This window comes from Phytoactinopolyspora halophila (assembly GCF_003287285.1).
GTDB classification, from domain to species: Bacteria; Actinomycetota; Actinomycetes; order Jiangellales; family Jiangellaceae; genus Phytoactinopolyspora_A; species Phytoactinopolyspora_A halophila.
On the sequence record NZ_QMIG01000001.1, the window covers coordinates 498,229 to 509,721 of the forward strand.

Annotated in this window: 8 protein-coding genes; 2 read left to right on the top strand and 6 right to left on the bottom strand. The window is 71.5% G+C overall.

All coding sequences use genetic code 11. The features are described 5' to 3' along the window. Positions 1-31: 31 nt before the first annotated feature. The 5 genes from alc to DPM12_RS02235 are packed head-to-tail and all read right to left on the bottom strand — an operon-like array spanning position 32 to position 6,222. Positions 32-1,255: an allantoicase gene (gene alc, locus DPM12_RS02215; RefSeq protein ID WP_112256594.1), complete on the bottom strand. Its 1,224-nt coding sequence runs from the start codon at positions 1,253-1,255 to the stop codon at positions 32-34. Continuing rightward, positions 1,252-2,625 carry a DUF6986 family protein gene (locus tag DPM12_RS02220; protein WP_112256595.1) on the bottom strand — a complete coding sequence of 458 codons (1,374 nt, stop codon included), beginning with the start codon at positions 2,623-2,625 and terminating at the stop codon, positions 1,252-1,254. The genes alc and DPM12_RS02220 overlap by 4 nt, the downstream gene beginning before the upstream one ends. After that, a complete protein-coding gene (locus DPM12_RS02225) occupies positions 2,622-4,889 on the bottom strand; it encodes a xanthine dehydrogenase family protein molybdopterin-binding subunit (RefSeq protein WP_112256596.1) in 2,268 nt (755 codons plus the stop codon). Before DPM12_RS02225 ends, DPM12_RS02220 begins: the two co-directional genes overlap by 4 nt. A gap of 3 nt (positions 4,890-4,892) precedes the next feature. Then, positions 4,893-5,360 (bottom strand): (2Fe-2S)-binding protein, encoded by a 468-nt coding sequence (locus tag DPM12_RS02230; RefSeq protein ID WP_112256597.1) that lies wholly within the window; start codon positions 5,358-5,360, stop codon positions 4,893-4,895. A 7-nt stretch (positions 5,361-5,367) separates the two neighbouring features. Next, positions 5,368-6,222 carry an FAD binding domain-containing protein gene (locus DPM12_RS02235; RefSeq protein ID WP_112256598.1) on the bottom strand — a complete coding sequence of 285 codons (855 nt, stop codon included), beginning with the start codon at positions 6,220-6,222 and terminating at the stop codon, positions 5,368-5,370. Between the two features lie 133 nt (positions 6,223-6,355). Between DPM12_RS02235 and DPM12_RS02240 the strand changes: the two genes are divergently transcribed. Both DPM12_RS02240 and DPM12_RS02245 read left to right on the top strand, forming a co-directional pair. After that, a complete protein-coding gene (locus DPM12_RS02240) occupies positions 6,356-7,987 on the top strand; it encodes a PucR family transcriptional regulator (protein ID WP_112256599.1) in 1,632 nt (543 codons plus the stop codon). A 19-nt stretch (positions 7,988-8,006) separates the two neighbouring features. Next, a complete protein-coding gene (locus tag DPM12_RS02245; RefSeq protein WP_112256706.1) occupies positions 8,007-9,368 on the top strand; it encodes an 8-oxoguanine deaminase in 1,362 nt (453 codons plus the stop codon). A gap of 25 nt (positions 9,369-9,393) precedes the next feature. On the opposite strand, the gene DPM12_RS02250 is transcribed toward DPM12_RS02245, so the two are convergent. Continuing rightward, positions 9,394-11,472: an iron ABC transporter permease gene (locus tag DPM12_RS02250; RefSeq protein WP_123788343.1), complete on the bottom strand. Its 2,079-nt coding sequence runs from the start codon at positions 11,470-11,472 to the stop codon at positions 9,394-9,396. Positions 11,473-11,493: the final 21 nt, after the last annotated feature.

An 11,493-nucleotide genomic window follows, 5' to 3' on the forward strand; every position in this document is an offset into this window, starting at 1 on the left:
GACAACGCGGCCGCGTCGACGGATCAAGCCTTCATCGATGCGCCCACGGGAGGCCGGTGAGCGCCTGCCAGGCCGCCGGATCGGGCGCCAACCCCGGGAACACCCGCACCCGTTCTGCCAGATCTGGCACGTCGTAGGGCCGGCCGTCGGCGACAGCCCGCGCCCATGTCTCGTCCGCTCCACCCCATCCCGTCAAAGCGGCCACCGCGACCTGCGACGGCAAGCGGTTGTACCAGCGAAGGAAGAAGGCTGCCCGCCCGGTGGGGCTCGGTTCACCGGAAGCACGCAGCCGTGCCAAGCCCCCGTCGGGATAGATGTCCAAGCGCAGCCGCTCCACCGCGACGTCGCTCGCGAGCAGGAACCGGTGCACCGTATCCGGACGCAGCTCGGCACGTGGCAGCAGCTCGACCCGCTCCGCGCCCATCCCGGTGAGTTCCACCTCACCGGGAGCGTTGCCGATGAAGCACGAGGTGTCGATCTCCACCTGGCGCACCGTTCCCGTTGCGGCGAGATCGACGACCACCCAGTCGTGGTCCGCATCCCGGCGGCGCGAGGTCTCCCAACCCTCGCCCATCACCCGTGCCGGACCCGCCGCGAGAAGGTTGTCCGGTGTGGAGTAGAACCGGTTGCTGCAGTCGGCGATGCGAGCACCGTGCTCCAGCGCCGCCAGGTCGAAGACCCGGCCGGCCACCCAGCGTGGATCGCCGACCGGCTCGCCGTGCACCCGCAGCCGCGCGATGCCGCCGTCGGGGTACTGCCGCAACCGCAGGTGCGTGACCAGGTGCTCGTGCTGGACGCCGAACTCGTTCTCGGTGTTTCCTTCCAGAGCGGTGCGCGGGACGATCTCGGTCCACTCCACGGCCCCGGGCTGGCGCGCCCGGCGCTCCACCGCGTCCAGTTCCGCTGCGCCCAGCTCCTCCGCGCCGGGAGGGGTTCCGAGCATGTCCACGCACGCCGCCTCTACCGAGCATTCCTGCGGGTAGTTGCCGGTGAACCACGACGTGTCGACGACCACACCACGCACCAGGCCGGGCAGCCCGAGCCGCACCAGCGCCCAATCGTGGCCGGGTTCACGACGGCGGCGCGTTTCCCAGCCGTCGACGATCTGGCCCCGGTGCCCGAACGTGTAGGGCTGAAACCGTGGGGGATCCGGCGTGAGGAGGTTCTCCTTCTCGCCGAACGTCTCGTCGTTGGCCGCGAGCACGCTCCCGCCGCGATGTCGCACGGCAAGGTCGGGCAACTCCCGCCAGCTCATCGCAGCATTCCCGTTCCCGTCGCGATGTCCAGCAAGTCGCCGCGTGGCACGCCCACGTCGTCTTCGGTCAGCGCGCCGCAGTCGACGCCCCGTAGGAGGTAACCCGCCAGTGCCCGGGCTGTGGCTGGTTCGTCTATCACCGCAGGTTCTGCGGGCTCCGCGGGCACCGCATCCGCGCCGCTCCCGGAGCTCCCGCCGCATCCGGCGCTCCCGCCGCTTCCGCGGCCGTCGCCATCGCGGCCGTCGCCATCGCCTCCACCGCGTCTACCTTCTCTGCCCTGCCGATACGCGCGCAGGCGCGCGACCGCCGACGGCGCGGTGGCCCGGAAGAACGCGTACGTCGCCAGGAACCGCGTCGGCAGCTGCGCCGGGTGCAGGTCCCACCCCTGATAGAAACCCCGTTGGAGGGCGCGCCGCACCAGACGCGCGTGTAGCTCCCACGCCGAGCACACCGTCGCCCCGTCCCCCACCGGGAGCACGTTGGTGGAGCCATCCGAGATCCGCACACCGGTTCCCGCGACCGCCAGCTGCATGACGGCCTTCGCGTGATCGGCCGCCGGGTGCTCCAGGCTCTGGTGTTCGGCCGCGATGCCGCAGGCGGCGCTGTAGTCGTAGGTGCCATAGTGCAGGCCGGTCAGCCTCCTCGATGCGGCGTGCACCATCCGCGCTACCGTCGCCGTGCCGTCCGCACCGAGGATCGCCTGTGGCATCTCCACCTGGACCTCGAAGCGCAGCCTTCCGGCGGGCAGGCCGTGCGCGGTTTCCAGCCGGCCGCACAGGTGGTCCATCGCCTCGACCTGCGCCACCGAGGTCACCTTCGGCAGCGTGACCACGAGTCCCTCGGGCACCGCACCGGTCTCCACGACAGCGCCCAGGAAAAGGTCGAGCGTGCGGACGCCCCGGCGCCGCGTCGCCGGCTCCAGGGACGCGAACCGGATCCCGGCGAACGGCGGGCAGATTCCGGACGTCACGGCACGGGCCAGCTCCTGGCCGGCATGTCGTGCCAGGGCGTCCTCGTCGGCATCGGGCAGCGGCGCGAGCCCGTCCTCGAAGTCCACCCGCAGATCCTCGATCGGCTCGGTGGCCAGCTTGCGCCCCATCAGCGGCAAGACCTCGGCGACGGCTTCGTCGCTCATCCCGGTCGCGTGCGCCAGCGACGCCGCGTCCGGCGCGTAGGTGGCCAGCGTTTCGGCCGCCCGCGTGCCCCACGAGCGGGGTAGCTCCGCTTCGTAGCGGTCGGCCGGTACGTATACGGTGTGCACCGGTTGCCGCATCGCCGTCGCAGCCTCGGTGGGCGTGCCGGAACCGCCGGACGTGCCCAGCATGCTGTCCAGCTCGCCCTGCACGTCGGCGTCCAGCCGGGCCGTCATGTGCGTTCTCCCTCCGACACTCCCGACAGATCGAGGATGTGCTCGGGCCGGATCGGGATCCGGGTGAGCGCGGCGCCGGTGGCCGCGCGTACGGCGGCGACGATGGCCGGCGTCGACGAGATGGCGGGTGGTTCGCCGACACCGCGCAGCCCGTAGGGAGCTTCCGGATCGGCGAGCTCCAGGATGTCCACTCGCGTGGGCGGCATGTCGAGGATGGTGGGGATCAGGTAGTCGGTGAACGACGGATTGCCAATCCGCCCACCGCTCACTTGCACCTCTTCCATCAACGCCAGGCCGAGTCCCTGCGCGCTGCCACCGTTGATCTGGCCAACGACGGCGTCCGGGTTCATCGCCTTGCCCACGTCTTGTGCCGTGGCGAGCTCCACCACCTTCACCAATCCCAGTTCGGTGTCGACGTCGACGACGGCACGGTGGGCGGCGAACGCGTATTGCACGTGGGCGTTGCCCTGGCCGTGCTCGTTCAGCGGCGACGTCGGGCGGTGCCGCCACTCGACGGTCTCCTCGACCACCTCCCCGTCCGGCAGCGACGCCGGATCCGGGACGCGCTCGCGGATCGCCTCACAGGCGGCCCTCACCGCGCCACCCGTGACGTAGGACTGCCGCGACGCCGACGTCGATCCCGCGCTGCCGACCTCGGTGTCGGCCGGCAAGATCGTGACCTCGTCGATGCCCAGCTCGGTGCGCGCGATCTGGACGAGCAACGTGACCAAGCCCTGGCCCACCTCGGCGGCTGCCGTGTGCACGCTGGCTACGGGCCGGCCGTCCACCGTTTCCAGCCGCACACGGGCGGTCGAGTAGTCGTCGAAGCCCTCCGAGAAGCAGACGTTCTTGATTCCGACCCCGTAGCCGACACCACGCACGACGCCCTCGCCGTGCGTCGTGTTCGACACACCCCCGGGTAGCTCGCGCAGGTCGTACCCGTCGTCGCCGCGTTCCCTCGGTGGCAAGGGCACGGAGCTGACCCGCTTCAGCAGTTCCGCCACGGGGGCCGGCGAGTCCACTGCCTGCCCGGTCGGCATCGTCGAGCCCTCGCTCATCGCGTTGCGGATGCGGAACTCCACGGGGTCGAGACCGAGTTCGGCGGCCATGCGGTCCATCTGCGACTCGTACCCGAACGCGGCCTGTACCGCGCCGAAGCCGCGCATCGCCCCGCACGGCGGGTTGTTCGTGTACACGCCCCAGCAGTCGACGCTCACGTGCGGGACGTCGTAGGGGCCGACGCCGAGGGTGGCGGCGTTGGCGACGACTGCCGGGGTGCTCGACATGTACGCGCCGCCGTCGAGGACGATCTCGGCCTTGACGTAGCGCAGGAGCCCGTCGCGGCTGGCACCGTGCTCGTATCTCAGCACGGCCGGGTGCCGGTGCACGTGGCCGAAGAACGACTCCTCGCGCGAGTACACCATCTTGACCGGCCGGCCGGTGTGCAGGGCCAGCATGCACGCGTGGATCTGCATGGACAGGTCCTCGCGGGCACCGAACGCGCCACCGACGCCTCCCAGGGTCAGCCGCACCCGCTCCGGCGGCATCCCCAGGCACGCCGCCACCTGGTCGCGATCGACGTGCAGCCACTGGGTGGCGACGAACAGGTCCACGCCGCCGTCCTCGGCCGGCACGGCGAGCCCCGACTCCGGACCAAGGAACGCCTGGTCCTGCATGCCCACCTCGTACTCGCCGGTGACCGTCACTTCGGCCGCAACGTCCAGCCCGGTCTCGAAATCTCCCTTGCGCACGGCGAGGTGGCGAACCACGTTGCCGGTGGGGTGCACGCGAGGCGCCGACGCCGGATCGATCGCGCGACGCGGGTCGGTGAGCGGTTCGAGAACGTCGTACTCGGCGACGATCCGGGACGCGGCCCGCCGTGCGGTTTCGGGATGATCCGCAGCGACGATGGCGACGGGTTCCCCGTGGTACCGGGCGATGCCGTCGCACAGGACCGGCTGATCGGCACGCTCCAGACCGTAGACCGTGCGGCCGGGAACGTCGTCGTGCGTCAGCACCGCGTAGACGCCCGGCATCGCTACCGCCGGGCCGATGTCGAGCCCGGTCAGCCGGGCGTGCGGATGCGGGCTGCGCAGCGTCGCCCCCCAGAGCATGTCGTCGGCCCACAGGTCACTCGAGTACGCGAACTCGCCGGTGACCTTGAGCGCTCCGTCGGGGCGGCGCGCGCTTTCGCCCACACCACCGGTGACCCGGGTAGAGGTACCGGCCGCGGGAGGGGCGGGAGAGGTCGATGGTGCGGGCATGGCTCAACCCACCGTCCGTTCCGCGGCCCGGCGTACCGCGTCGAGGATCTGCTCGTACCCCGTGCACCGGCAGAGATTGCCGGCCAGCGCCTCGCGGATCTCGGCGTCGTCCGGTCGCGGCACGCGTTCGAGCAGGTCGTGTGCCGCGACGATCAGTCCGGGCGTACAGAACCCGCACTGCACCGCTCCGGCCTCCACGAATGCCTCGCGCAGCGCGTGTGCCCCGTCGTCGGCGGCGAGCCCCTCGACGGTGCGCACGTCGCGCCCCGCGGCCTGCCCGGCCGCCACCAGGCACGCGCACACCGACACGCCATCCAGGTACACCGTGCACGATCCACATTCGCCCTGTTCACAGGCGTTCTTCGAACCGGGCAGTCCCATCCGCTCGCGCAGCACGTACAGCAGGCTCTCGCCCTCCCACACGTCGTCGACCTGCCGCTGCGTCCCGTTCACCGTCACGCTGACCCGCATCCCTGCCTCACCCCTTCCGATAGGCAGCCCACGCCCACCCGAGGGTGCGGCGAGCCATCACCGCCAGCGCATGGACGCGGTAGCGGGCGGTACCGCGCCCGTCGTCGATCGGTTCCGCCGCGTGCGCGACCAGCTCGCCGAACCGGCGGGCGACGCCGTCGGGCAGCGGGCCGCGCCCCTGCCAGTCGAGCTCCTCCGACACGAACCGTTCGGCGTCCAGGGCGCGGCGTGGAGTCGCGGCCGCGGAACCGATGCCGGTACCCACGCGACGTGCATGCGGGTGCAGGGCGAGCCCGAACGAGCAGACCGCGATCACCATCGCGTTGCGCGTGCCGATCTTCGCGAACTCCTGCGGTCCGGACGCCGGGCGCACCAGAATCGCCTTGATCAGTTCGTCTGGTTCGAGGACATGGCGTTTCGGACCGGCGAAGAATTCCGCCACCGGGACGTGCCGCACACCGCGGACCGACTCCACTTCGACCTCCGCCCCCGCCGCCAGCAACGCCGGGTGCGCGTCCCCTGCCGGGGAAGCCGAGCCGAGGTTGCCGGCAATGGTGCCGCGGTTGCGTATCTGGGGCGATCCCACCGTCCGGGACGCCGTGGCCAGCCCGGGAAGGGCGAAGCCCAGCTCGTCGACGACCCTGCTGTAGGTGACGCCGGCGCCCAGCCGGAGCACGTCGCCATCCAGCGCCCAGTGCGCGAGATCGTCGACGCCGGTCAAGTCCAGCAACGACGCCGGGCGCGTGCGGTCGAAGTTGAGCTCGACCATCACGTCGGTGCCCCCTGCGAGGGCAAGCGCCTCGGGGTGCGCGGCCTTCACCGCCACCGCCTCGTTCCAGGTGCGTGGTCGCAGGAACTCCATCGCGCCCCCTCGTCGTATCCAAGCAGTACATCGCGGAACGGGCGGGCAGGCCAACGGCATCGGACACAAAACTGGGAGGGTGTGGAGGCGGACGGGTTGTAGGATCCTCTAAACGGGTGAAGGGACCTCACCGATGATCCTGCGCGAGCTCCTCGACGATCCCGGGCTGGGGCTGACGCTGCTGCACGGGACCGAAGCGCTCGACCAGCCGGTCACGTCGGCGTTCACCACCGACCTCCGCGATCCCCGCCACTACGTACGTCCTGGCGATCTCGTGCTCACCGGGTTGATGTGGCGCCGCACACCGGCAGACAGCGACGCGTTCGTGAGTGCCGTCGTCGACAGCGGCGCGATCGCCATCGCGGCCGGCGAGGCCGCGCTGGGTGAGGTCCCCGACGACGTCGCCGCCGCGTGCCGGCACCACGGCGTCACGCTGTTCCGCGTTCCCGTCGAGGTGTCGTTCGGCCAGATCAGCGACCGCGTCTCGACCGCTCGCGAGGCCGAGCAGCGGCGCGCGCTGGCCACCGCCCTGGGGCGGCAGCGCCAGCTCCTGTCCGCCGTCGCCGAAGGCCATTCCCTCGACGAGCTGCTCGCCCTGGCCCGCGACGAGCTCGGCGTGGGCTGCCACGTGCGCACCCCCACCGGGCGGCTCGTCGCTGCCGCTCCCGGCGCACCCGCCCCGGCGAGCACGGGCATGCCCGCCCAGCGGTCCGCTCGACCGGATACCCCGGGACACACCGGTGACATGCCGGCGGCCGACGTCGACCGGCTCACCCGCACCTTCCTCACGGCCGGCCGCCTTCCGGTCACGGTCTCGCTCTCCGACGGAAGCTCCACCTCGATCTTCCCCGTCGAGCCGCGCATCGACGCGCGCGTCGCCTCCTGGTTCCTCGTCTGCACCGGCGAGCACGAGCACTGGCCGGAGGATGTGCATGCCAGCCTGCGTGAACTCGCCTCGGTGATCCTGCTCGAACGGCACCGGTGGGAGGAGCGCCGCCGATCCCAGCAGCGCATCGCCGACGACGTGCTCGCCGCGCTGGCCGAGGGCCACACCTCCGGTGCCGAGCTGACCGTGCGCATGGCCGATCTGGGTATCGATCCCGCCGGGCCGTTCGTCGTCGCGATCGCCGCGCCAGCAGGCACGCCCGCACGTACAGCGGCCCACGGATCGGCACGCGCCGCACTGGACGATGCCATGTTGCACGTGACGGACCATCCGATCAGCGGCATCCGCGGCGACCGGGCGATCGCCATCGCGACCGGTCACCCGGCAGCCACCGGCACGCTCCGCACGGCGCTGGAACGGCTGGCGCCGGCGTTCGATCGCGAGCGGCTGCTCGTGGGCGTCTGTACCGCCGCCGACTTCGAAACGCTCTCCGGCGCTCTCGACGGAGCCCACCACGCCACAAACGTCGCGGCGACGTGGCCGGCACGGGTCAGCGTCGTCTCCCTCGACGACGTGGCTTCGCACGCCGCGCTGCTCGCCGCCCTGCCGGACAGCCTGCGGCGCACGTTCGCCACCCGCATCCTGCAGCCCGTCTTCGACTACGACGAGCATCACGGCGGGGAGCTGATACCGACACTGGAGGCCTTTCTCGACGCCGACGGATCGTGGAGCAGCTGCGCGCGGCGGCTGCACGTCCATGTCAACACCGTCCGCTACCGCCTGCAACGGATCGCCGAGCTCACCGGGCGCGACCTGTCGCGTCTGGAAAACCGCGTCGACGTCTTCCTGGCCTTGAAGGTCGCGCGGCCCGGCTCGTAGTCGTGGCACAGTGGACGCCATGCAGGAGCGCCTTGTCGTCGACAACGCCACGATCGCCACCGTCGACGCCAACGACACCGAGATCGACCGCGGCCACCTGGTGGTCGAAGACGACACGATCGTCGCCGTCGGCGAGGGTCCGGCTCCGATCCACGCCGACGATGTTCCCACGCGCCGGGTGGACGGCACGGGCCGCCTCGTGACGCCCGGCTTGATCAACACGCACCATCACTTCTACCAGTGGCTGACCAGAGGGCTCGCCCAGGACTCGACCCTGTTCGACTGGCTGGTGACCCTCTACCCGCTCTGGTCACGCATCGACGAGGACTCCGTCTACGTCGCGGCCCGCGGGTCGATCGCGGCACTGCTGCTGTCCGGGTGCACGACCACGTCGGATCACCACTACGTCTTCCCGCGCGAGGGTGGCGACGTGCTGGGCGCCACTATCCGCGCCGGGCGGGAACTCGGGGTGCGGTTGCACGCCACGCGAGGATCCATGGACCTGGGCGAATCCGCAGGTGGTTTGCCACCCGACTATGCCGTGGAAGACCTCGACACCATCCTCGACGCCAGCGTGCGGGCCATCGAGACGCACCACGACCCGTCACCCGGCGCCATGGTGCGCATCGGGATCGCGCCGTGCTCGCCGTTCTCCGTCACCACCGATCTGCTGCGCGAGTCGGCGTCCCTCGCCCGCAGCCACGGGGTCCGGCTGCACACGCACGGCTCGGAGACCGTCGATGAGGATCACTACTGCCTGGAGCAGTTCGGTGTGCGGCCGGTGGAGTACCTCGATGATCTCGGGTGGCTCGGCAGTGACGTATGGCTGGCCCACTGCGTGCACGTGGAGCACACCGACATCGCGAGGTTCGCCGAATCCGGCACCGGAGTGGCCCATTGCCCGTCGTCGAACGGTCGCCTCGGTGCCGGCATCGCCCCCGTCCCGGAAATGCTGGAGGCGGGGGTGCCCGTCGGGCTCGGTGTCGACGGCGCGGCCTCCAACGAGAGCGGCGGCGCCATCTCCGAGGTACGCGCCGCCCTCCTGTTCGCCCGGGCACGTCGCGGTCCCGAGGCGTTGACGGCGCGGCAGGCGCTGCGGCTCGCGACGATGGGCGGCGCGCGGGTGCTGGGTCGCGGCGACGAGCTCGGCTCCCTCGAATCCGGCAAGCAGGCCGACCTCGCGGTCTGGGACGTGGATGGGTTCGAGCACGCCTCGATCGACGACAAGATCGCCACCCTCGCCCTGGGTGCGCGGCCGCCCCTGACATTGCTGGCGGTCAATGGCCGTATCGTCGTCGAGCACGACAAGCTCGTCACCGCCGATACCGCAGACATCGCCCGCGAGACCACCACCGCGAGCCGCGGGCTCCTTCAGGGGTGAGCCGCCGTGCCGTCGCAGGTCGGGCTCAGACCCGGCGGCGGCCGGAACGGCGCAACAGCCACGCCAGGTAGGGCGCGCCGACCAGGGCGACGACCAGGCCCACCGGAATTTCGCGGGGCGCCATGACGGTACGCCCGACGACGTCGGCGGCGACGACGAGCACGGCACCGAACAGCGCCGCCACCGGTACGAGCCGCCGGTGCGACGGCCCGACCAGAGCCCGCGCCGTGTGAGGCGCGACCAGACCGACGAACCCCACGGTGCCCACCACCGACGCGGCGCCCGCCGCCATGATCGCACCGCACAGCAGCACGGCCAGCCGCATCTGGTGCAGGTTCAGCCCCAGCGCGCGCGGCAGGTCGTCACCGTAGGCGAACAGGTCCAGCGACCGCCCGAGCAAGGCCAGCACGGCGGCAACCGCAGCTGGCACGATCAGCCACCGCAGATCGTCCAGCCCGCGACCGTACGTGCTGCCCGCGAGCCACGTCAGCGCCCGGTTCACCGCGAGCTGAGCCTGCATCGCGATGACGGCGACGACGGCCGTGGAAACGGCGCTCACCCCGATGCCGACCAGCACGACCCGTGTGGGGTCGAGCGTGATACCCGCCAGCGGTGCTTCCCACCGGCGCGTGGGCCGCCCGTTCCCTCGTTGTCCGTCCCCCCGTCGTCGCCCGTCACCGGTCCGGGTGCCCGCCGCCAGCAGCAAGACGATCATCGCGCCGACGCCGCCGACCAGCGCGGACATCGGCAGGACCCACGCCGGTGCCTGTGGCGCGAGCATGAGTGACGCCACCGCGCCGACACTGGCGCCACCGGTCACGCCGATGATCGACGGTTCGGCTATGGGGTTGTGCACCACCGCCTGCACCGCCACTCCGGCCACGGCCAGGCAGGCACCGGCCACCGCGGCGACCGCCAGGCGGCCGAATCGCCGATCCACCAGCGAGACGTCCATGCCGCGGATCCAGTCACCGATGTCGGCCCAGGTCACGTTCACGTCGCCGGCCTTCAAACCGGTCGCCAGCGCGGCTACCAGGAGCCCGAGCCCGACCGCCGCCACCACGCCGGGCCGGATCCGGCGCTGCGCGGTGACGGCCGCCTGATCGTCGACGTTGCCGAACCGGATCCGGCGCGCCAGCATGATGAACACGGGCGCGCCGACGACGGCCGTGATGACACCGGCGGGAAGCTCGCCGGTACTGGCACTGCGCAGGAACGATCGTGCGACGACGTCCGCAGCCAGCAGGAGCCCGGCACCGAACACCATGGCCGACGGCAACAGCCACGCGTGCCGGTGCACACCGAGCATCCGCACGGTCACCGGGGCCACGACCCCGACGAACGCGATCGGGCCTGCCACCGTGACCGCCGTGGCGGCGAGGAGGACCGCGAAGATCAGTGCCGCGATCTTGGTTGACGTGACGTTTCCACCGAGGGCACGCGCCGCCTCGTCGCCGAGTGCCAGGAGATCGAGCGCGCGGATCAAGAAGACAAGCAGGCCGCATATGACGAGGACGGCCAGCCCCATCTGCATGGCGCGCGTGAAATCGATCGCGGCGATGGAGCCGTTGCCCCAGAAGTACAGGCCCTGTGTGCTGCGCTCGAACCATACGAGGAACAGCGTCGCCACCGACATCAACGCCATCGTCACGGCCGCACCGGCGAGGAGGACGCGCCCGCCCACGACGACGCCCCGGCGGCCGGCCAGGCCCCAGACCGCGACGGCGGCCGCCAGCCCGCCCATCGTGGCCAGGCCGGTCGAGGCGAACGCGCCCATATTGACGCCCAGCGCGGCGACGATCACCACGGCGAGGTAACCGCCCGCGTTGACACCCAGCGTCTCCGGGGCAGCCAGGGGATTTCGCGTCACCGCCTGCGCCAGCGCTCCGGAACCGGCCAGGGCCGCTCCGGCGACGATACCGGTGAGCAAGCGGGGCAGCCGGGCACCGAGGAAGATGTCGGCGACGTGCTCGTCGGCGGAGCCGGTCAGCAGCCGCAGCAGATCCGCTCCGGTGATCCCGGAGCTGCCCTGGCCGACGTGCAGCACCACGACGCCCGTGAACAGCCCGAGGGCGATCAGGAGTGTCGCCAGCCCGCGGGTCACGCCGCCGTCCTGTCGTGTCCG